At 52.3% G+C, this 21,858-nt stretch carries 21 protein-coding genes; 9 read left to right on the top strand and 12 right to left on the bottom strand.

The features are described from left to right. Positions 1 to 2: 2 nt before the first annotated feature. The 3 genes from ACT3TC_RS12415 to ACT3TC_RS12405 form a co-directional block, all read right to left on the bottom strand. Positions 3 to 842 carry an ABC transporter ATP-binding protein gene (locus ACT3TC_RS12415; RefSeq protein WP_444640252.1) on the bottom strand — a complete coding sequence of 280 codons (840 nt, stop codon included), beginning with the start codon at positions 840 to 842 and terminating at the stop codon, positions 3 to 5. Next, complete coding sequence (locus tag ACT3TC_RS12410; RefSeq protein WP_172118782.1) at positions 839 to 1,945, bottom strand: MlaE family ABC transporter permease; 1,107 nt, start codon at positions 1,943 to 1,945, stop codon at positions 839 to 841. The genes ACT3TC_RS12415 and ACT3TC_RS12410 overlap by 4 nt, the downstream gene beginning before the upstream one ends. A gap of 166 nt (positions 1,946 to 2,111) precedes the next feature. Further along, on the bottom strand, positions 2,112 to 3,812 hold the full coding sequence (locus tag ACT3TC_RS12405; protein ID WP_444640251.1) for a SulP family inorganic anion transporter: 1,701 nt from the start codon (positions 3,810 to 3,812) through the stop codon (positions 2,112 to 2,114). Positions 3,813 to 4,020: 208 nt separating this feature from the next. On the opposite strand from ACT3TC_RS12405, the gene ACT3TC_RS12400 reads away from it, so the two are divergent. Then, positions 4,021 to 4,206 carry a methyl-accepting chemotaxis protein gene (locus ACT3TC_RS12400; protein ID WP_444640250.1) on the top strand — a complete coding sequence of 62 codons (186 nt, stop codon included), beginning with the start codon at positions 4,021 to 4,023 and terminating at the stop codon, positions 4,204 to 4,206. Between the two features lie 261 nt (positions 4,207 to 4,467). Here ACT3TC_RS12400 and rarD read toward each other — a convergent pair whose 3' ends face one another. After that, positions 4,468 to 5,376, bottom strand: a complete 909-nt coding sequence (rarD, locus tag ACT3TC_RS12395) for an EamA family transporter RarD (RefSeq protein ID WP_444640249.1) — start codon at positions 5,374 to 5,376, stop codon at positions 4,468 to 4,470. A gap of 71 nt (positions 5,377 to 5,447) precedes the next feature. On the opposite strand from rarD, the gene ACT3TC_RS12390 reads away from it, so the two are divergent. After that, positions 5,448 to 6,263 (top strand): amidohydrolase, encoded by an 816-nt coding sequence (locus ACT3TC_RS12390; RefSeq protein WP_444640248.1) that lies wholly within the window; start codon positions 5,448 to 5,450, stop codon positions 6,261 to 6,263. After that, complete coding sequence (locus tag ACT3TC_RS12385) at positions 6,263 to 6,967, top strand: pseudouridine synthase (protein WP_444640247.1); 705 nt, start codon at positions 6,263 to 6,265, stop codon at positions 6,965 to 6,967. The genes ACT3TC_RS12390 and ACT3TC_RS12385 overlap by 1 nt, the downstream gene beginning before the upstream one ends. Before the next feature lie 134 nt (positions 6,968 to 7,101). Here ACT3TC_RS12385 and ACT3TC_RS12380 read toward each other — a convergent pair whose 3' ends face one another. The 6 genes from ACT3TC_RS12380 to gloB are packed head-to-tail and all read right to left on the bottom strand — an operon-like array spanning position 7,102 to position 14,837. Beyond that, on the bottom strand, positions 7,102 to 8,694 hold the full coding sequence (locus tag ACT3TC_RS12380) for an ABC transporter ATP-binding protein (protein WP_444640246.1): 1,593 nt from the start codon (positions 8,692 to 8,694) through the stop codon (positions 7,102 to 7,104). Next, positions 8,687 to 9,760: an ABC transporter permease gene (locus ACT3TC_RS12375; RefSeq protein ID WP_444640245.1), complete on the bottom strand. Its 1,074-nt coding sequence runs from the start codon at positions 9,758 to 9,760 to the stop codon at positions 8,687 to 8,689. Before ACT3TC_RS12375 ends, ACT3TC_RS12380 begins: the two co-directional genes overlap by 8 nt. Before the next feature lie 2 nt (positions 9,761 to 9,762). Then, positions 9,763 to 10,836 (bottom strand): microcin C ABC transporter permease YejB, encoded by a 1,074-nt coding sequence (locus ACT3TC_RS12370; RefSeq protein WP_444640244.1) that lies wholly within the window; start codon positions 10,834 to 10,836, stop codon positions 9,763 to 9,765. A gap of 32 nt (positions 10,837 to 10,868) precedes the next feature. After that, positions 10,869 to 12,794, bottom strand: coding sequence for an extracellular solute-binding protein (locus ACT3TC_RS12365; protein ID WP_444640243.1), 1,926 nt, complete (start codon positions 12,792 to 12,794; stop codon positions 10,869 to 10,871). Between the two features lie 33 nt (positions 12,795 to 12,827). Beyond that, on the bottom strand, positions 12,828 to 14,039 hold the full coding sequence (locus tag ACT3TC_RS12360; protein WP_444640242.1) for a transglycosylase SLT domain-containing protein: 1,212 nt from the start codon (positions 14,037 to 14,039) through the stop codon (positions 12,828 to 12,830). A 30-nt stretch (positions 14,040 to 14,069) separates the two neighbouring features. Further along, positions 14,070 to 14,837, bottom strand: a complete 768-nt coding sequence (gloB, locus tag ACT3TC_RS12355; RefSeq protein ID WP_444640241.1) for a hydroxyacylglutathione hydrolase — start codon at positions 14,835 to 14,837, stop codon at positions 14,070 to 14,072. 111 nt (positions 14,838 to 14,948) lie between these two features. Here gloB and ACT3TC_RS12350 point away from each other — a divergent pair, with 111 nt between their 5' ends. Genes ACT3TC_RS12350 through nudC form a run of 4 tightly spaced genes read left to right on the top strand, consistent with a single transcriptional unit; the run spans position 14,949 to position 17,739 of the window. Next, the gene (locus ACT3TC_RS12350; RefSeq protein ID WP_444640240.1) at positions 14,949 to 15,725 is read left to right on the top strand and encodes a class I SAM-dependent methyltransferase; all 777 of its coding nucleotides are present in this window, start codon (positions 14,949 to 14,951) and stop codon (positions 15,723 to 15,725) included. A gap of 22 nt (positions 15,726 to 15,747) precedes the next feature. Next, complete coding sequence (gene rnhA, locus ACT3TC_RS12345; protein WP_406565437.1) at positions 15,748 to 16,227, top strand: ribonuclease HI; 480 nt, start codon at positions 15,748 to 15,750, stop codon at positions 16,225 to 16,227. Beyond that, complete coding sequence (gene dnaQ, locus ACT3TC_RS12340; RefSeq protein WP_441679369.1) at positions 16,227 to 16,964, top strand: DNA polymerase III subunit epsilon; 738 nt, start codon at positions 16,227 to 16,229, stop codon at positions 16,962 to 16,964. Before rnhA ends, dnaQ begins: the two co-directional genes overlap by 1 nt. After that, complete coding sequence (gene nudC, locus ACT3TC_RS12335) at positions 16,957 to 17,739, top strand: NAD(+) diphosphatase (RefSeq protein ID WP_172118768.1); 783 nt, start codon at positions 16,957 to 16,959, stop codon at positions 17,737 to 17,739. Before dnaQ ends, nudC begins: the two co-directional genes overlap by 8 nt. A 39-nt stretch (positions 17,740 to 17,778) precedes the next feature. Here nudC and ACT3TC_RS12330 read toward each other — a convergent pair whose 3' ends face one another. Next, positions 17,779 to 18,087, bottom strand: a complete 309-nt coding sequence (locus tag ACT3TC_RS12330) for an SCP2 sterol-binding domain-containing protein (protein WP_172118767.1) — start codon at positions 18,085 to 18,087, stop codon at positions 17,779 to 17,781. A 146-nt stretch (positions 18,088 to 18,233) separates the two neighbouring features. Between ACT3TC_RS12330 and sohB the strand changes: the two genes are divergently transcribed. After that, the gene (sohB, locus tag ACT3TC_RS12325) at positions 18,234 to 19,277 is read left to right on the top strand and encodes a protease SohB (protein WP_444640239.1); all 1,044 of its coding nucleotides are present in this window, start codon (positions 18,234 to 18,236) and stop codon (positions 19,275 to 19,277) included. Between the two features lie 23 nt (positions 19,278 to 19,300). Here the strand turns inward: sohB and ACT3TC_RS12320 are convergent, their stop codons facing one another. Beyond that, positions 19,301 to 19,621: an ArsR/SmtB family transcription factor gene (locus ACT3TC_RS12320; RefSeq protein ID WP_087111368.1), complete on the bottom strand. Its 321-nt coding sequence runs from the start codon at positions 19,619 to 19,621 to the stop codon at positions 19,301 to 19,303. A 299-nt stretch (positions 19,622 to 19,920) separates the two neighbouring features. On the opposite strand from ACT3TC_RS12320, the gene ACT3TC_RS12315 reads away from it, so the two are divergent. After that, complete coding sequence (locus ACT3TC_RS12315; protein WP_444640238.1) at positions 19,921 to 21,834, top strand: propionyl-CoA synthetase; 1,914 nt, start codon at positions 19,921 to 19,923, stop codon at positions 21,832 to 21,834. The last annotated feature ends 24 nt before the right edge of the window (positions 21,835 to 21,858 follow it).

Here is a 21,858-nt window from a genome sequence, read left to right as displayed (position 1 = left end):
TGCTACTCACTCCTTAGCTGACGATCATTTGAGTGGGCGGTCTTGTTGGCGGCTCTGCCACGAGGCCCGTTAAAGTAGTTCTGAACCCATTCATCATCCGTCCGGGCAACATTTTGAATGGTATCCGTTACTAAAACACGTTTCTGAGAAAGTACGGCCACTCTATCGCAAGCTGCATAAAGTGTATCCAAGTCGTGTGTTACCAGGAAAACGCTAAAGCCGAGCGCATTACGCAACGTGACCAGCAATTGGTCAAACGCAGCGGCGCCAATAGGGTCCAAGCCTGCAGTAGGTTCATCAAGAAACAGAATGTCAGGGTCTAATGCCAGTGCGCGCGCCAAGGCGGCACGCTTAATCATGCCCCCAGAGAGCGACTCTGGATACTGCAATGCAGCTTCGGGCTCAAGCCCCACCAGCGAGAGTTTTACCCGCGCCAGATATTCCGCATTTTCTCGTGGTAATTTGGCATGCTCAATAATGGGTAGCGCCACATTCTCTTGTAAGCTAAGCGAGCTAAACAGGGCGCCTTGTTGAAAAAGCACGCCAAAGCGTCGCTCAACCTGGCTGCGCTCCTTGCTGCTTAGCTGGTTAAGATCATTACCCAACACATTAATTTTGCCTGCATTGGGGCGTTTTAACCCCACGATACTGCGCAAAAGAACAGATTTCCCCGTACCTGATCCGCCCACGATTCCGAGAATCTCACCGTCGAGTAGATCAAGGTCCAGCGATTCATGAACGACGTGGTTACCAAAGCGGTTTTCCAGGCCGCGAACTTCAATCACCGGTCGTCCAGACGAGTGGCTGGGTGATTGGTTTGAGGAGTCAGTAGGTTCGCTCACCAGCCCATCTCCATAAAGAACAGAGCGGCAAGTGCATCAATCAAAATAACCATGAAAATGCATTGCACGACACTGGATGTGGTATGAGAACCTACTGATTGTGCACTACCACTAACCTTGAAGCCTTCCAGACAGCCAATGACGGCAATAACAAAGGCGAATATGGGGGCCTTGCTCATCCCTACCAGGAAATTATTCAACGCAACATCTTTTTGCAGTATGTAAAGAAATTGCCCCGTTGATATATCCAAAGAGAGCACAGCGACAAGCGCGCCTCCCATTAAGCCACACATCATTCCTATAAAGGTAAGTAGAGGCAGACTAACGAGAAGCGCTATGATCCGGGGCAGCACTAATAACTCAATAGGGTCTAGCCCCTGCGTCTGTAGCGCGTCAATTTCTTCATTGGATTTCATCGACCCCAACTGAGCCGTAAATGCACTGGCAGTTCGGCCTGCCAATAAAATTGCTGCCAACAAAACGCCAAATTCACGTAGAAATGAAAATGCCACCAGGTCAATGGTGTAAACAGTCGCGCCAAATTGTTCGAGAACAGTGGCGCCCAGAAACGCAACGACCGCACCCACCATGAAGGTTAACAAAGCAACAATGGGAACGGCATTAAGGCCGCTTTGCTGTATTTGGGCGACGGTGGCCGTTATTCGCCAACGTTTTGGTTTAAAAGCGACCTGTACCAGTGTCGCGATGACGAGCCCGATGAAGGCCAGCAACTGGCGTTGCTGTGACCATAACCCCGCCATGTGCTCCCCAATACTTGCCAGCGCATCCGTGAGACGGTTGGAACTATGCTGCACGGCTTCGATCGGGGCATCCATTGCTTCAGCGATACGCTTTAAAAGCGCTTGTTGTTCCTGGGGGAGTTCGCCTGCCCAGTCGCTTATTGCGCGAGACTTTTCAATACCGATCATGCCAACAATGACAGCGGCTCCTGCGGTATCCAGTCGCTCAATACCGGTAAGGGATATATCGTTTGGCTGGGAATAGTTTTGAGCCGCATTTTTTAGCTGCTTGTAATTAGAAAGCGTCCATTCGCCCTGTAATACTAATTTTTCGTCCCGCTTTATAATCCACTCACTTGGCATTTTTGCTCCTAAACGCCGTTGGCTCGCTAAAATATTCACATTACTTTAATCGAACCATCTAGAGAAGCCCTCTCAAAACAACGTATTACTTACTCCTTCGTAATTATACTGTAGCTGATTAATCGCCGTTTAGAGTAGCCAGTTATACGCATGTTATCCATCTTATTTAGGAAAACTCTCGCCAGGCCGCGTAGGTACTCAAAAAAACCCGACCTGTTAGAGCGTCCAGAAAGTCGCTCTTTTTAAGCTTGTCCATGACAGGACCTTTCACTTCCGACAAATGAAGTTTGACGTTGGAATCTTTGAGTCGCGCATTGATGGCATCAAGGCTTTCCAGCGCAGAGGCGTCAATCAGGTTAACCGCTGAACAAATCAGTACCACATGCTCAAGTTCAGGATGACTGGCCACCAGGTTATAAACAGTATCTTCCAGGTAGCGAGCATTGGCAAAGTAGAGGCTTTCATCGATACGCAGCAGTGCCACATGGCTAATGGTTTCTACATTATGGCGGTGGGTATTACGAAAATGTTCGGTATCCGGTACCCGGCCAACCAGTGCACTGTGTGGGCGACTGGTACGGTAAAGAAATAGCGCTATCGATAATGCAACACCGCTCATAATACCGGCTTCAACCCCCTCGGTCAGCGTCAATAAAATGGTCACGGCCATTGCGGCAAAATCGCTGCGCGAATAACACCAGGTTTGACGCAGCATGGAAATATCCACCAGCGTTAAAATAGCCACCGTAATGGTGGCGGCCAGGGTGGCAATCGGCAGGTAATAAAGCCAGCCGGTAAATGATAAGGTGATAAGTGCAATGCCCAGAGCCGCAAACGCCCCTGCCGCTGGGGTTTGGGCTCCGGCGTCATAGTTGATCACCGTCCTTGAAAGCCCCCCCGTTACCGGCATTCCGCTGGTAACACCCGCTGCCAGATTGGCGGCTCCCAAGCCGATCAGTTCCTGGTTCGGTGAGATGCGCTGGCGCCGTTTTGCCGCCAGCATTTGGCCCATGGACACGGACTCGACAAAACCTACCAGGCTAATCAGCAGCGCCGGAATTAACAATGCTCGCCATAAAGAGGCGTCCTCCCACGGAAAGCTAAGCGCTGGCAAGCCGCTTGGAATAGCGCCTACGACCTTAACGCCTGCCTCTGTGAGTTGCCAATGCCAGGTAATAAACGTAGTTGTAACGACGGCAAAAACAGGCCCCGCCTTGGTGATTAAGTCAGCAAGCGCGGCAGGAAGGCCCAGTGTGCTAAGCGTTTGCTTCCCATAGCGACGCATGGCAATAAGAAATACCAACGTGCCTGCGCCAATCGCAAATGTGTAGGGGTTAAATTGAGGCAGGTTGGGGAGTAGCGTCATCACACGCTCAGTTAGCGTGAAGCCGCTACTGGAGACGCCTAAGAGACTCCCTAACTGGCTTGCTGCAATGAGTATTCCAGAAGCGGTTAAAAAGCCAGAAATGACCGGATGACTTAAAAAGTTACTTAAAAAGCCCATCCGTAGCGCGCCCATCGCGACTAATATAGCGCCAGAAAGTAATGAAAGTACCAAGGCTGCCTGTAAGTAGGCACCAGTGCCTGGCTGCGCTACGGAAGCGAGCGCTGCGCCAGTCATCAGCGCGATAATGGCAACGGGGCCTACGGCGAGCGTACGGCTTGTCCCCATTAGGGTGTATAGAAGCTGCGGCAGGATACTGGCATATAATCCGACAACGGCTGGCAGTCCCGCTAGTAATGCATAAGCAAGCGATTGCGGAATGACCATGATGGTCACAATGATCCCAGCAAGCACATCAGCACCCAGCAGGCGTCTATGATAGTGCGGCAGCCAAGTGAGAATAGGTAAATAACGCTTAAACATGGGCTCCGGGCCATCAGGCATCAATGGTTTTTAAGAACCGTTGGTTCTTTTATTAATCCTTATATTAACGCGTTATGCCAGTAATTACGGCTAAGGTTCTTAAATAAGCCACCTCTCTTCCACCAAAGTGTTACTTATTTCATCAGCATAACCCGCTTTGCGCCGCTCAGTGTTTTTATGGCCGACCAGCAGCATCTGGATAGAGCGGATGCGTAATGTCACCGAAATGATTGAAGGCATTGCTAGGCAAGCCTATTTGTTATCACTTAATGCGTCGATTGGAGCGGCCCGAGCGGGTGAACATGGCAGCGCGTTTGCCGTGGTGGCCGAAGAGGTACGGAGCTTGGCGGCTCAAGATCTCAATCGCGACCCAAAACGTAGAAACGCTGGTTAAGGAGCATCAAAGCGGCCAAGGAGTTGTCTCTACGATGGGGACAATAATGGTGCGTATTCGAGAGCGTTCCGAGGGGGGCAACAGGTAGGCAAGCGTACAAGAGCCGCTGCTGACGGAGTATAGCTTGAGCTATGCGATTGCCTGTAATCGTGATGGCTACGTGTCTACTCACGATGGGGAGGTTTCCGGGTTGGCTATCAGCCAGAGGGGGTAGAAGAGGCGAGCTCTGCCCTGACATTATCGCATTCAGGGCAAGAAGCGTTAGCGGATAGCGGCCTGGTGCGGGCGTGATTGCCAGGATGACCAGGAATAGAGCGCAAGCCCAAACCAGATCATAATAAAAGTGGCAAGCTGTATGGTACCCAGCGGTTCACCAAAAATGGTTAAGGCGATCAAAAACTGAATTGTAGGGTTAATGTACATCAAAAAACCCAACGTCGAGAGCCGTAAGCGTCGAGCCGCACCCGCGAAAGCCATCAGCGGTAAAGCGGTTATTACGCCGCTTACCGCCAGTAAAACACTCGTTGGTACATCAATCATGAAGTGTGAATTACCCTGCCAGCTAAGCCATGTCAGGGCGAGCAGTGCCAGCGGGAACAGCAGGAGGGTTTCTACAAACAGTCCCGATAAACCGTCCAGCGGCACCTGCTTTCGAAAAAGCCCGTAGCTACCAAAGCTGAGTGCTAGCATCAGGCTGATCCAGGGCAGTTCACCCAGCAGTGCAAATTGGATGGCAATGGCCAAGCCTGCAAGGCCTAACGCCACTAACTGAAGACGTGCCATCACTTCACGCAGCACCAGCACGCCCAGTGCCACGTTAACGAGTGGCGTTAAAAAATAGCCAAGGCTTGCTTGCAACACCTGATTGCTTTCCACCGCGTAAATATAAAGCCCCCAATTGAAGCCGATTAACACGGCGCAAATCAGTACACGGCCTAAACGGCGAGGCTGGCTCAACGCCGTTATCACGGGGGACCAACGGCTTAACATCGTGATGAGTATCACAAGAAAAACACACGACCACACTATTCGGTGGATAAGAATTTCAAACGCTGGAATACCGTCAAACAGCGCGAAAAAAAGCGGGAAACACCCCCACATTATATAGGCTGCTAACCCAAATGTGACGCCTTTGATGGCCTGTGGATCACGCGCTGGAGGGGAAAGCATAGCAGCCTCATTATTTAAAAATGCTAATCTACCACATAATTGCGAAAACATACTGGCAAAGGAGACGTGACATGAGTCAGCTAAGAACGAGCCTGGTACAGTGCGATTTGCGCTGGGAAGACCCACAGGCCAACCATGATCATTTGGTCCGTTTGCTGGGCGATCTGGATAGCCGTGACACCGATCTCATCGTATTACCCGAGATGTTTGCAACGGGTTTTACCATGAACTCGCGCGAAATGGCCCAGCCCATGGCGCAAAGTCAAAGCGTCGCCTGGCTGCAAGCGCAAGCTAAAGCGCGTAACTGTGTCATAACCGGGAGTGTGGCCATCGTTGATGACGGCCAGTATTACAACCGTATGATATGGGCCACGCCCGAGGGTGATATCCGCCATTACGATAAACGCCATTTGTTTCGTATGGCGGGCGAGCATGAACGCTATGGTATGGGCAGCCAGCGTGAAATAGTCGAGCTCAAGGGGTTTAAGCTGCTGTTAAGCGTTTGCTACGACCTGCGTTTTCCTGTTTGGTTGCGTCAACAGCCAGCAGCGCAAGAGCACTTCGAGTATGATGTGCTACTGTGTGTTGCCAACTGGCCAGCACCGCGTCGGCAGCCTTGGCGAACGCTGCTCCAGGCTCGGGCGGTGGAAAACCTTTCGTATGTCGTGGGGGTTAACCGCGTTGGTGAAGATGCCAAGGGCCTTGCTTACAGCGGCGACTCCATGCTGGTCGATTTCAAGGGCGAACCGCTCATCGACCACTCTGAAAATACGCCGTTTATTGAAACGGGGACGCTTGATAAAACGGAGTTAAATGCTTTTCGTGAAAAATTTCCTGCCTGGCAAGATGCCGACCATTTTTCGTTACTGCCAGGAGTGGGCCAATAATGCGCCTTGATCGATTTTTAAGTGAAACCACACCGCTAACGCGTAGTTTGGCAAAACGAGCGCTTAAAAATGGCGAAGTAACGCTTAATGGTGAGCCTATTAAGCAGTCGGCCACCCAGATTGATACCGAGCAGGATGAGGTGGAATTCAATGGCGAAACGCTTTCGCTGGTCGGGCTTCGCTATTTAATCATGCACAAGCCAACGGATGTTGAGTGCACTGCCAGGCGCGGGCTGTATCCACGGGTAATTGATTTGATTGATTTGCCTAAAGTAGAGCGTCTTCAACCAGTAGGGCGGCTGGATGTTGATACCACTGGCCTTTTACTGATGACTGATGATGGCCAGTGGTCACATCGTGTTACTTCACCGCGTCATCGTTGCGCCAAGGTCTATATCGCCGACTTGGCTGAGCCTATGGAAGGCAACGATGCGGAGTGGGCAATCAATCAGGTAGCCCAGGGCATTCTGCTGGATGATGAAGAGACGCCAACGCAGCCTGCGTTACTCCGTTTTATAACGCCTCTACAAGCGGAACTTACCCTGACCGAAGGGCGCTATCACCAGGTTAAGCGTATGTTTGCCGCGTTGGGTAACCATGTTAACGCGCTGCACCGTCAATCTATTGGTGATGTTGTATTAACGGATGATTTGGGCCCCGGGGAGTGGCGCGAGTTAACGCAGGAAGAAATCGACAGCTTCTAAATTCAGCCGCTAAGCGCACTTGGCCAAACGGCAGTAGGTCAAGTGCGTATTCAATACTCAATTTATACCGTTATCTTGATTCTTTAAGCAACGCCTACTATCAGAGTCATCTGCTTACATTTTCAAATTAAGCGTTAAGCAAAAAAACGTGGCAAATGGGCGGCGGCAATCAGCGATTGAGTATATGCATGCTGAGGCGAGGCCAGTACGTCAAGGCAGGGGCCCTGTTCGACCACTTCACCATCCTTTAGCACCATAATACGGTGCGCCATGGCACGTACTACGGCTAAGTCGTGGCTAATAAATAGATAGCTAAGCTGACGACGTTCCTGTAACTGACGAAGTAGCGTCACAAGCTGCTTTTGTACGGTACGGTCCAGCGCTGAGGTAGGCTCGTCCAACACTAGAAGTTCAGGCTCTAAAATAATGGCTCGGGCCACGGCTATTCGCTGGCGCTGTCCGCCGGAGAACTCATGGGGATAGCGTGCCGCACAGCCTTCCGGTAACCCCACCTCAAGCAGCGTTTGTTGCACACGCCGGGTAACTTCATCGAGTGAAAGCGCGGGATAGTGAAAACGTAGCCCCTCACTCACGATATCAAACACCGGCATACGCGGTGAAAGCGCACCGTATGGGTCCTGAAATACCATTTGTAATCGATGACGCTGGTGCCGTAGCGCATTGCCCGTAAGCTGGCTCAAGGTAGCATCACCCAAGATAACGTCTCCCTGACTGTGCACCAGACGCATAATCGCGGATGCCAGCGTCGTTTTACCTGAGCCTGACTCGCCGACAATGCCCAACGTTTCACCGGGCGAAATACTCAAGTCGGTTGCTTTAAGCGCTTCAAAGGGGGGAGGCTGGCGTTTGAATAGCCCTGTTTTGGGGCGCTTAAAACTAACGCTTAGCTGGCGAGCGGTTAATAAGGGCGCCGCATTGGCAGGCGCTGCCGGGCGGCCTTCAGGCTCCGCTGCTAACAGTGCTTTGGTGTAATCACTTTGTGGGTTTTGAAAAACCTCTTCAACCGGCCCCATTTCCTGAATCTTACCGCGATACATCACACAAACCCGCTCGGCATAGCGGCTTACAAGATTCAAGTCGTGGCTGATAAACAGCATGCCCATGCCATGCTGATCGCGAAGCTCTTTTAAAAGGCCGAGTATGTCTTGCTGGACGGTGACATCCAGCGCGGTCGTCGGCTCATCGGCGATTAGTAGTGCTGGGTTATTGGCAATGGCCATGGCAATCATGACGCGCTGACGCTGACCACCGGAGAGTTGATGAGGCCAGGCATCCAACAGCTCATCAACGCGGGGCAGTTTCACTTGTTCAAGCAGTTCTCTGGCCCGCGCTCGCGCCGCTTGCCCACTTAACCCTTGATGCAGGCGCAGGGTTTCCCCAATTTGCTTACTGATACGGTGTAAAGGGTTGAGTGATGTCATGGGTTCTTGAAATACAAACCCTACGCGGTTGCCACGCACGCTGTTCCAATCGCGCTTGCCAAGTTGATTGAGGTCAGTCTCCTCTAGCCAGCGCTCGCCGCTTATCATGGCATTGCGGGGTAAAAGGTTAATAGCCCCTAGTGCTGAAACGGACTTGCCCGAGCCGGATTCACCCACAATCGCCAGCGTTTCGCCTGCATTGACCGTTAATGAAAGCGCATCTACCACTACATTATCATCAAAGGCAATCGTGAAATCCGTTAGCCGAAGTAGTGGTTTAGGCATGTTGGGTGTCCTGCGCAGGCGTTTGGCGCTGATTGATGTGGCGTGGGTCGAAGGCATCGCGCAGCCCTTCACCAATAAAGACAAGCAAGGAGAGCATCACGGCAAGCGTCATGAAGGCGGTAATACCCAGCCATGGCGCGTGCAGATTATTTTTACCCTGAGCGGCAAGCTCCCCCAGGGATGGGGAACCTGGCGGCAGGCCAAAGCCCAAAAAGTCGAGCGCTGTTAACGTACCAATCGCCCCGGTAAACAGAAAGGGGATAAACGTTAGGGTAGCCACCATGGCATTCGGCAGGACATGGCGCCACATAATCAGCCGAGACGGCAATCCCATGGCTTTTGCTGCGCGTACGTATTCCAAATTGCGTGCTCGTAAAAACTCGGCCCGCACAATATCGACCAGACCTAGCCATGAAAACAGCAGCATAATGCCCAGCAGCCACCAAAAACCGGGTTGAACGAAGCTTGCTAAAATAATCAGCAAAAACAGCACCGGTAGCCCCGACCATATTTCAGTGACCCGTTGGCCTACAAGGTCCACCTTGCCGCCAAAATACCCCTGCACACCGCCCGCTAGAACGCCTAACGCCAGCGAGCCTGTCGTAAGCACTAACGCAAAAAAGACAGAGAGCCGAAAACCGTAGATCACGCGGGCCAGCACATCGCGCCCTTGGTCATCCGTGCCCAGCCAGTGGCGGCTATCCGGGGGGGCTGGTGAGGGTTGTTGCATCTGCATGTCCAGCGTTTGATAGGAGAACGGAATAAGCGGCCATATGGCCCAGCCGTTGTCGCTAATTTGCTGTTGAATAAACGGGTCCAAATAGTCAGTACGGGTGGGAAGAAAGCCCCCGAAATCTGTTTCCGGATAATCCACCAGTAAAGGTGTATACCACTGCTCGTCGTAGTTCAGAATAAGCGGCTTGTCATTGGCAATCAGCTCGGCAAACAGGCTGATAATGAACAGCACGCCAAACAACCAAAGCGATATCCGCGCGCGACGATTTGCTTTAAAGGCGGCTAAACGGCGCTGCGTAATGGGGGATAGCCGTGATGTAAAACCGCTCATTTTCACGACTCCCTCGTTGCAAAGTCGATGCGTGGATCCACCCACACGTAGGTCAAATCGGATATCAGCTTTAGCACAAGCCCGATGACCGTGTACAAAAACAGGGTGCCGAAGATGACCGGATAATCCCGCTGCATAACGGCTTCAAATCCTAGAAGGCCCAGCCCATCAAGCGAGAAAATCACCTCAATCAGCAGGGCGCCGGTAAAGAAAATCCCAATCATCGCGGCTGGCAATCCCGCAATAATGATGAGCATGGCGTTACGAAAAACATGACCGTACAAAATGCGCTGTTCGTTAGCACCTTTGGCGCGAGCGGTGAGCACGTACTGTTTATGAATTTCGTCTAAAAAGCTGTTCTTGGTCAGCATGGTAAGGGTGGCAAAGCTGCCGATAGCGGCCGCTGTGACGGGCAACGTGATATGCCAGAAGTAGTCTTTTACTTTGCCGCCTAGCGAAAGGTCCGCAAAATCTGGAGAGGTTAGCCCTCTGAGGGGAAACCAGTCCCAATAGGTGCCGCCCGCAAACAGCACAATCAACAGGATGGCGAATAGAAAGCCCGGTATCGCATAGCCGACAACCACCAGCCCTGAGGTCCACACATCAAAACGTGAGCCGTGGCGCAAGGCTTTACGAATACCTAGTGGAATGGAAATCACATAGACCAGCAAGGTGGTCCATAAGCCCAGAGAAATGGATACCGGCAGGCGCTCAATTATCAGCTCGATCACCGGGCGGTCGCGGAAAAAACTGGTCCCGAAGTCGAGCGTAAGATAATCGGTCATCATGCCGATAAAGCGTTCATGGGCTGGCTTGTCGAACCCAAACTGCTGTTCCAGCTGTTCGATAAAGCGCGGGTCAATACCCCGTGCGCCCCGCGAATCATCGCTTATTTGAACATCTGCACCGCCCATGTCTAAACGTGTGCTGGCCATGGCGTTGGCGCCTTCAAAACGCGCTAGCATCTGATCAATGGGGCCACCGGGTGCGGCTTGAACGATCATGAAGTTAAGCAGCATGATGCCGAGTAGCGTCGGTATCATCAGTAGCAGTCGGCGTAGGGTGTAACGTGCCACAGAGTGCGCTCCAATCGTTATTATTTAGCCCTTCAGCGACGCCGGTGACGGCGCTGTAATTCTGCTTCACGGTCGGTATCGACCCACCAGGCATCTAAATCCATCGCGTATTTCGGGAAAGGCTCTTGATAGCCGAACTTGTCCCATACTGCAATACGCGTTTCGCCGGAGTGATAGTGGGGAATAGTGTAAAAACCCCAGCGCAGCACCCGGTCGAGCGCGCGCGTCGCCGTATCCAGTTTCTCCCGGCTCTCTGCGCTAATAATGTCCTCGATTAATGCATCCACTGCCGGGTGAGCGAGCGCCATTCGGTTACGGCTTTGCGGCGCTTTGGCGGCCTCACTGCTCCAGAAGTCGCGCTGTTCGTTACCTGGGTTATTGGATTGGGGGAAATGGCTGATCACAATATCGTAATCGTAACTACGCTGGCGATTAAGATATTGGTTAATGTCTACGATCCGCATGGTGGTCTGTACACCGAGACGCGCCATATTGCGCAGCATAGGCTGTACCACACGCTCAAGACTCGCATCGTAAAGCAGCACTTCTAACTGTAAGGGCTTGCCTGTTTCAGTATGAACCAGTACGCCGTCTTCCACCTGGTAGCCCGCTTCGTTCAGCAATTCGAGCGCCCGGCGTAAGCGTTCGCGCAGATCCGTCGGCTGGTCGATAGGGAGCGCATCGGTAAATATTCGTTCAGAGCGATGAGAGGCTAAAAGCTCCTCTCGGTAAGGCTCAAGCAGGGCGAGTTCTTCCTCTGACGGCAGGCCATCAGCTTGCATCTCTGAGTTCTGGAAATAACTTTCGGTACGCTGGTAGGCGTTATAAAAAATATTGGTATTCAGCCAGGGAAAGTCGAACGCCAGGCTGAGCGCTTCGCGTACGCGCGGGTCCTGGAACTTCTTCTTACGAAGATTGAATACGAACGCCTGCATGAGCGAAGGATTTACATTAGGCACCGTGATGCGTTTCACCAACCCTTCGCGATACGCCGGGAAATCGTAGCCAATGGCCCAGGTCGCCGCACGGGCATCGGTCCTGAAGTCGGTTAAGCCCGCCTTGAATGCCTCCCAGGCAATATCCCTGTCTCGGTAATAGTCGTAAACCACGCGTTCAATATTGTAGCGGCCGACATTAACAGGCAGGTCTTTACCCCAGTAGTCGTCGTCCCGCTGATATACGATGCGCCGGCCTGGGTCGACGTCACTGATGCGATAAGGGCCGGAGCCTGGGTGTGCTGCCAGTGTCGGGGCGGTAAAGTCTCGGGGTTCCCAGTAGTGGCGGGGGAGGATCGGTAACTGTGTGACGATTAATGGTAATTCACGAGACTCAGTACTGCTAAATTCGAAGCGAACCTGGTGTTCATTTAGCGCAATGGCGTTATCAACATCGGCATAGTAACTGGCGTAAAAAGGATTACCCTCTTCACGCAGCAGGTTAAAGGAGAACACCACATCGTACGCGGTTACCGGCTCGCCATCTTGAAAACGTGCTTCGGGGCGGAGGTCAAACTCAATCCACTCCCGATCAGGGTCCAAGCGGACGCCTTCCGCCAGTAATCCATACACGCTGAAGGGTTCGCCTGGATTGCTGGTCATTAACGTATCGTATATCTGGCCTACGCCGGTGGCAGGCGTGCCACGAATGATAAAGGGGTTGGTGGAATCAAAGCTGCTGCCCACGGCGGTGTGGGTGATGGTGCCGCCCTTGGGAGCCAGTGGATTAACATGAGGGAAATAGGCAAAGTCGGCAGGTAACTCAGGGCTATCGTAAAGTGACAGCCCGTGCACCGTCTGAATAGAGGTATTGTTGCTTGCGACGCTATCTGCAGGCGTTAGGCTATTGCCAGCTATGATCTGCGGTTGAGGTTCAGCCTCTGTCGGTTCTGCAAAGGCTGACATACTCATGATGAAGCAGCTAACGATTAGCAGCGTCTTTACACACACACCACGTGGCATTGGTTACGTCCCATGTGAGCAGATCTTGTCAACTCATTGCCCTGAAAGTGTCAGGAGTTGGCCTGGTTGTAAAGCATTAGGTCGATCAAGCGCATTCCAGCGTATCAAGTCATTTTGATTAACCTGGTAGCGGCTGGCAATGGCGGATAGATTGTCTCCACGTTCAACACGATGAACATTGGGCGCTTGTGTCGAGGCAAGCTCGCTAGACGTGGTTTGCGAAAGCTGAGCTAATACCTGTGTATCCGCTTCCTCAGGTACTAAAAGCGTTTGTACATTGCGGGGGTCGATGCTGCCGTTCAGCAGCCCTGGGTTTAGCTCGGCTAGCGCTGATTGGCTGACATCTAAAAGCTGTGAGGCTTGAACGATACTTAAGGGTTGCTCCAGTTTTACCTTGGCAAAGGCTGGGTCCATGTGAATGTCTGGCAGGCTAATATCAAAGCGTTCCGGATCATTAATGATGGTCGCGATCGCTTTTAGTTTGGGAATGTACTGCATGGTTTCATGCGGTAACGATAGATTCCAGTAGTCACCCGCCAGCCCCTGATTTTGTGCCTTGCGTAGAGCGCGATTAACGGTGCCCGCTCCGGCGTTGTAAGCCGCCAACGAAAGCATGATGCCGCCCTCGTACCACTGATCCGCCTGCATCTCAAGGTAATCAAGCGCCGCTGCGGTGGAAGTGAGTACGTCCAGGCGCCCGTCATAATTGCCGTTACGAACCAGACCCAACGCATCACCTGTGTTGGGCATGAATTGCCAGAGGCCCGCTGCGCCACGATGGCTACGCGCACTGGGGTCGAAGGAGCTTTCGACAAACGGAATCAAGGCGATTTCGCCGGGTAGGCCGCGATCACTCACTTGTTGAGTGATCCAGGCAAGCCAGGGCGTGGCGCGCTCAGTAATTGTGGCTATATTTTCAGGGCTGGCGCGATAATATTCGATCCACTCATCAACGCGGGCCTGAGCGCTGGGGGGCAGTGTTAGCTCCTGCCACTGAAACGTTTGACGCAGCGCTGTCCAGGCATCCTGATGCTGAAGCTCCAGGTCTTCCCAAAAACTGGTGTGGAAAGACGTCGAAGCCGCCTGCGTTGAAGGCGTGTGCTCTGTGTAGGAAGTAGTGCTATTAGAAGGGCTATATGAGAGTGCTGAGGCTTGTGAGTTAGCGGCAGCGGCCAATAACAAGCCCATAATTACCGTACTGCCAGCGCTTAATACCAAGCGCTGTCGCATCGTTCGATAGGTCATAGTTTAATTCATTTGGTTTCTGGAGCGTTCTTAAAATCGGTTCTTCCACTCACGTAGAGTGGCGAACGTCGCGAGGTCGTTGTCATTAGCTCCCTGTTCTCCTGCCGCTTGGCGTACGCTTTGGGTACTGACGCGCAGGTAGGGATTAATTTTCAGCTCGCGTCCTATTGTGCTGGGTAAGGTGGGGCGATTTAATGCCCGAGCCTTTTCACACTCACTTAAGGCATAAGTCACATCGTCATTCTCTGGGTCAGCTGCGTGGGCAAATACAAGATTCGCCTGTGTGTATTCATGAGCAGCAAAGACCAGTGTATCGGCAGGTAGTTCCGCGAGTTTGTTCAATGACGTGTGCATTTGTTCGGGTGTGCCTTCAAATAAACGGCCACAGCCTGCACAAAACAGCGTATCTCCACAAAACAGTAGTGCCGGAATACCCGGCGTATAAAAGCTAATGTGATCAAGCGTGTGCCCGGGGGTTGCCATGACATCAAATTGGCGTCCCATCACACGCACGGTGTCGCCGTCACCGACATGCTGATTAATACCCTGAATATCTGGATTCGCTGGACCAATGACATGGGGAGAGTAGCGCTTGATGAGCGTTGCCAAGCCTCCCGTATGATCATGGTGATGATGCGTAATCAGAATGGTGTCCAGCGTCAGCGACTCACGCTCTAACAGCTTGATGACAGGCTCGGCCTCACCGGGGTCCACCACGCAAACGCTTTGACTGGTATCTTGTCTCAATAGCCAAATATAGTTGTCGCTAAGGGCGGGAATCGGTGTCACGCTCATCATGGGCGAGATCCTTTTAAGGGTTGCAAACCTGCTGTCATTACGCTGATAAGTACGTTGAAAAGACACATAGAAAGCGTTAAAAAGCCGTTACTTTGGAGGGAAGCGCTGTCCATGTCAAATTCGACAACGGCCGATAAGGCGATGACCAGCCGCTTGGTAAATAGCCAGGCCTACTGGAAAACGGATGCTGGTCAATCACTTTGGGACGTGCAACGTGCTTGCCTGGGGCCCGTGGTTGAAAGCCGGGCGGGTAGGCATAGCCTGGAGATAAGCATGGGGCCTTCTTTGATGACCATGTCGTCGATACCGCACGCGGTCCGCTGGGTTCCAACGCTTGAATTCGCCACCAGCCCATCAACGCTGGTTTGCCCACCTGACCGTTTGGCGTTGCCTGATCGTTGTATGGATGTGGTCATCATCCACCACTGGCTAGAGCAATTGGAAAACCCTCACCACACCCTACAAGAAGCGGCACGAGTGACGGCGGACAACGGAATGCTGATGCTCTTTGGTTTTAATCCTCTGAGCGTTAAAGGCCTGGCACATCAGTGGCGTAAACGCCGGCCCGAATTCCCTTGGAACGGGCAGTGGCACAAGCTTGGGCGACTGCGTGACTGGCTAGCATTTGTCGATTTTGAGGTCGAACGCGTAGACTATTGCTGTTTTAGAGGCTTGCTGAATGCGTCTTGCCCTGAAGGGCGAGAGGCGCTGGGGCGTCGGCATAATTTGCCTTGGGGGGAAAGTTACATGATCCAGGCACACCGCCGCCAGCAGTCGGCTTACGTCAAACGCATTAAGTTTGCGCTACAACGCCCTGTTTCATCTTCATCGCTCGGTGCTACACGCAGAGGTAAACCGGCGCATAACCAGTCTCATCAGGATACGTAGCGCCAATACCTGTTAATAAAGGATGGAAAGATTGAGTAATCAAGCGGCCGAGCAGCTACCGCAGGTCACGGTATATACCGATGGTGCATGTCGGGGAAATCCTGGCCCTGGCGGTTGGGGGGTGGTGCTGTCTAGCGGCGAGCATGAAAAGACCTTAAAAGGTTATGAAGCTGACACCACTAATAACCGGATGGAATTAATGGCCGCCATTATGGCACTGCGCACGCTCAATAAGCCGTGTGAAATCGCGCTATGGACCGACTCTCAGTATGTTCGTCAAGGCATTACTCAGTGGATTCACAACTGGGTTAAACGCGGCTGGAAAACCGCCGCCAAGCAGCCAGTCAAGAACGCCGAGCTGTGGAAAGCGCTGCACGAAGAGACCCATCGACACAAGGTAGAGTGGCACTGGGTAAAAGGGCATAGCGGGCACCCAGGTAATGAGCGCGCTGATGCGCTCGCCAATGAAGCCATTGATGAGCACCAGCAGAGGAGAGCGTGATGCGCCAAATTATCATGGATACCGAAACGACCGGTATCGACCCCAAGGATGGCCATCGCATTGTAGAGATTGGCGCCGTTGAAATGGTGAATCGCCGTTTTACTGGGCGTACCTATCATCAATACATCAACCCTGAGCGGCATATCGACGCAGAAGTCGTGGCAATTCACGGTATTGATGATGAAAAGGTCGCAAACGAGCCAGTGTTTGCTCAAATAGCGGACGAATTCTGGGCTTTTATCGAAGGCGCAGAGCTGGTTATTCATAATGCCCCCTTCGATGTGGGCTTTATGGATCATGAGTTTGGCCGGTTAAATAAGCAGCGCAGTGGAGCGCCATTAGGTCCGGTGCGTGAGCACTGCCGCGTTCTGGATACGCTCACAATGGCCCGGGAGCTGCATCCAGGTCAGCGTAATAGCCTAGATGCCCTGTGTAAGCGTTATGACATTGATAACGGCCACCGTGTGCTCCACGGGGCGTTGCTCGACTCCGAGATTCTGGCCGACGTTTACCTGGCCATGACGGGAGGGCAAACGGCATTGACGCTGGATGCTGCCACGTCTTCAGAAGAGCAGCAGGCCGATACGTCAAATGAAGGCCTATCGGTTCAGCGGCTAACGCTTACACCCGGTCAGTTGCGTGTCATCCGCCCAAGCGCACAAGAGCACGCCGCTCATCAGGCAAAATGCCAGGCACATAAGCTGAATTGGTTTGAGGAACGTGATCATAATGCTTAGGCGTGAGATTCCCCACCATGTACGTGAAGGGCGCGTTGTTCGTCTATCGCGCAGCCAACTGGCGCCAGCCCCTCTATCGGGCGACCAGGAGCTGACGCCGCTTCAGCCTTATCAGCCTTGGACTGAACAAATGCAGCCGTTGTGTTACTGGAATGACGAGCCAGTAGCGCTATGGGTTGATAAAGAGCCAGGTGATGACTGGATTGATGGGCGCCAATGGATGGCAGACCTGCCCAGCGGGTGGTTTAGCTTGATTTCTACCGCGCTTCAGGTTGGCGCATGGCTTGAAAATCACCGTTTTTGCGGACGTTGTGGCGCTGCGGCCACGAGGCTTGAAGCTGAATTCGCCATGCACTGTAATGCGTGTGGGCATCGCAACTACCCACGCATTTCACCGTGTATTATCACTCTAGTCACCAGTGGTGAAGCGATGCTGTTAGCACGAAGCCCACGTTTCCCGCCAGGACGTTACTCGACCCTGGCAGGCTTTATTGAACCGGGTGAGTCAGCCGAAGAGGCTGTCCATCGTGAAGTGTTTGAGGAAGTGGGTGTACATGTTGATAAGCTACGCTACCACCAAAGTCAGGCATGGCCATTCCCCCATTCACTGATGTTTGGTTTTTTTGCTGAAGCGACCACGCGGCGTATTAATATCGATGGGGTAGAGATTAGTGATGCGGCCTGGTTTTCGCCGCGGCAACTACCTTCGTTGCCGCCGCCGTACTCCATTTCACGTGAACTGATTGAAACGCATTTGGCTAAATGGCGTGAGTAAGCCACTAACACCCTTGTTTAAAAAGTTCACGGCGAGCGTTTAATTGGGAAACAGGCTGGTGAGTTTGGTGGCCAGCATTACGTTGCCGGTTGCTTTTAACTTGCCAGTCATAAAGGCGGTCATGCCATTGATATCACCGGTCATAATACCCTTGAGGGTATCTGTGCCCATGCTCAAGCTGACCGAAGGGTCATCATGTTCGCCTTCCTGAACATCCAGAGCGCGATCCTTGATAACAAGGTAGTGGTCACCCGCATCTTCAAAGTGAAATTGAAATACTTCGTCCATACCCTCAGCCGCATCCGGATTAAAGCGTGCTTTCAACTTATCAAGCGTGCTGTTTGACATAACTATCTCTCCAAAGGCGGTAAAATATATAAATGGATCATCAATGACCCGATGAATGTGAATGAGAGTATTTTAAACAATCGTTTAGTTCAAGCCGTGCGAACGGATATTGAACGATAGTGCTAAACCTTGGCAGGAGCGTATACGTGAGTGAATGGATAGCAGGAATGGGCACCTTTCTGGTGCAAGCGACGATGGTTGTTGGGTTGCTGGGAGGCGTCGCCTTGCTGATCTTGCGCAGCAAAGCAACTCAAGAAAGTGATCTTCGGTTGCATATTGAGCCACTCAATGAGCAGCGTCAGTCGCGTAATCGCCGTCTTCGCATGGCTGCCACTGAGCAGGGCGCGCGTAAAAAGATGCTTAAGGGATTTCGCCAGGAAGACAAGAGTCGTCAAAAAACAGCGAAAAGCAAAGAGGCTACTCCATCAAAGAATAGAGTATGGGTGCTGGATTTTCACGGTGATATCAAGGCTTCTCAAACGGAGCTTTTCGCTCAGGAAGTATCGGCCATTATTGATGTCGCTGAGCCCAATGACGAAGTAGTGGTACGTTTGGAGTCTGCTGGGGGGCTTGTGCATGCCTATGGATTGGCTGCCGCACAACTGGATAGGCTGCAAAGCGCAGGTCTTACCACCACCGTGTGTATCGATAAGGTGGCGGCCAGCGGCGGATATATGATGGCCTGTACGGCTCAGCATATTAAAGCTGCGCCGTTTGCGGTAATAGGCTCAATTGGTGTGGTCGCTCAGGTGCCGAACATTCACCGCCTTCTTAAACGTCATGATATTGACGTTGAGCTACTTACGGCGGGTAAGTACAAGCGCACGCTAACGGTGATTGGCGAGAATACCCAGGAAGGCCGTGAAAAATTTGTAGAAAACCTGGAAAATACTCATCGCCTGTTTAAGGACTACGTGAGTAGCCACCGCCCTGAAATGGATATCGATACTCTGGCAACAGGGGAAATTTGGTACGGCAGCGAAGCCGTTGCCAATCAGTTGATCGATAGTCTGGGCACCAGTGAGGCGTATCTGGTTGAACGAATGGCCGACGCCAATGTATACCATGTGCGCCTTGAAGCGCCGAAAACTATCAGCCGCAAAATAGGCTTGGCGGTCTCGGCGGGTGTAGAAAACGCCGCGCTAAAAGCTCTCAGCATGCTGGAGGCCTCCGGCTGGCAGCGTCGGTAGTCCCTAAAAAAACAGTGCGCTTTTTACGTTGTATAGTGCTGCGCCAGGGTGTCTAAAATTGCCTTGGCGCTGTCGCTACGCAAGGAGTAATAAATGGTTTGTGACTCACGTCGTGTATTGACCAGCTCATCCCTGCGTAAAATAGCCAGATGCTGCGAAAGCGCCGACTGGCTCAGTGAAAGCTGCTGATTAATCTGCGTGACCGAAAGCTCCTCCTCGGCCAGTAAACAGAGTATTTGTAGGCGTTTTTCATTCGCCAAGGCTTTTAATAAATTCGTAGCGGATACAAGGTTTTGGCAGTTATTTTCGAGCAGACATGCAGCGGCGCTTGAGGACGCAGACATCATAATCTCCTTGCCTACACTGGACGGGAAGCGGTTATTTTTAGTGTTTATACATGCATTTTTATCAATTGTTATGCCATCGCCGCAGTGCAACGATGATTAATTTAATAATCGGTAATTTAGTGAGTTTTGTCCAAATCTTCATTTAACGGTTAATCAATGATAACGCTGGCTCTTTAACGTCTTCCCTGGCCCATTGTCCGTCTTTAGCCGATAGTATGAGGGTGAGTACGGCAATTACTTTATAGAGTAGAAGCTATTCAATGCTACTTCGATAATACAATAAAGGCAGGGTCATTATGAGCCGCTACCAAGAATCCTACCTGCAAGCGAACAGTCAGCCCGAACACTTCTGGGCTGAGCAGGCCAAACGCCTGCCCTGGTTTACGCCACCTACACGGATTCTTACCTATGATGGCCAGCAGCATGCTCGCTGGTTTAGCGATGGTGAGATCAACATCTGCTATGCCGCGCTCGACCACCATGTTGAGCAGGGCCGAGCGGAACAGCCTGCTATTTACTGGGATTCACCTGTAACGCATGCCAAGGCAACGTTAACCTACCGGCAACTGCGTGATCAGGTAGCCTACTTTGCCGGTGCGCTTTCCGAACTTGGCGTAAAAAAAGGGGATCGCGTGGTGATTTATATGCCCATGATTCCTGAAGCCTTGGTCGCGATGTATGCCTGTGCGCGGCTTGGGGCCGTCCATTCCGTCGTTTTTGGCGGCTTTGCGCCTCACGAGCTTGCGGCAAGAATCGAGGATGCTGAACCCAGCGTGGTGGTTGCTGCCTCCTGTGGTGTTGAGGTGGATAAGGTCATTCCCTATAAGCCAATCATTGACCAGGCGCTGGCATTAAGTACTCACCAGCCGAATGCCTGTGTGATTTATCAGCGTGACATAGCACCGGCTACCTTGGGCGAACGTGATTATAACTGGAAGGATTTAGTGACCAGCGCCGCCTTTGCCGAATGTGTTCCCGTAAAAGGGACCGATCCCCTGTATATCTTGTACACCTCAGGCACGACGGGAAAACCCAAAGGTGTGGTACGAGATACTGGCGGTTATGCGGTGGCGCTTGAGTACTCGATGGAGGCAATTTACGCCCTGGAGCCAGGCGACGTATTTTTTACTGCCTCAGATGTGGGGTGGGTGGTAGGCCACTCCTATATTGTTTACGCCCCGCTACTGCGAGGCTGTACCAGCGTTGTTTATGAAGGCAAACCGGTCAATACACCCGATGCGGGTAGCTTCTGGCGCATTATTGAGGAATACAACGTCAAAAGCTTCTTTACCGCGCCTACGGCTTTTCGGGCAATTAAAAAAGCGGATCCGGATGCCGCGCTGTTTTCCCGGTACGATATCAGTAGCTTGAAGCACGTGTTTGTAGCGGGCGAACGACTTGACCCGCCTACATTTCATTGGCTGGATGATTTGCTGGATGTGCCGGTGATTGATCACTGGTGGCAAACCGAGACAGGCTGGCCGATTGCTGCTAACCAACCAGGCCTGGCAACCATGCCTATTAAAGCGGGGTCGGCGACCTTGCCGGTGCCTGGATTTAATGTACAGGTGTTAGGCCGCGACGGCGAACCCGCAGCACCCATGGAGCAGGGGAGTGTGGTTATCAAGCAACCGATGCCGCCTGGGTGCCTGGTGGGCATTTGGCACGACCCCCAGCGTTTTCATAGCGCTTATATGGCGGCGTTTCCGGGTTACTACTTAACCGGCGACGGCGGCTACTTCGATGAAGAGGGTTATCTGTTCATTATGGGGCGCACCGATGACGTGATCAATGTGGCAGGGCATCGGCTCTCCACCGGAGAAATGGAGGAGGTGGTGGGCGCGCACCCTGCGGTGGCTGAATGTGCGGTGATTGGCATCCACGATATGCTGAAAGGACAAATCCCCCTTGGCTTGGTGATTCCCAAGGATGGATTTAACGGCGATGAAATAGCGCTTGAAAATGAGCTGATCGCGCGTGTCCGTGAGTATATTGGTCCTATCGCATGTTTTAAGCAGGTGCTGGTGGTCAACTGTTTGCCGAAAACCCGCTCTGGAAAAATATTGCGAAAGCTATTGCGCACGATTGCAGATGGGAAGGCGTTTGGGATCCCCTCCACCATTGATGACCCTGCAAGCCTGGAGGATGTGCGTATCGCCATGTGTGAACGCGCTATCGGCGATGCCGATAAAGCAACGCCGAGTGATTGAGTCAATTAAGTGCTGACAGGCAGG

The sequence above is a fragment of the Halomonas sp. AOP27-A1-41 genome, from assembly GCF_052378605.1.
GTDB lineage: Bacteria > Pseudomonadota > Gammaproteobacteria > Pseudomonadales > Halomonadaceae > Vreelandella > Vreelandella citrativorans.
Note: the sequence above shows the minus strand (reverse complement) of the source record. Positions and strands in the feature narration are given on the sequence as shown.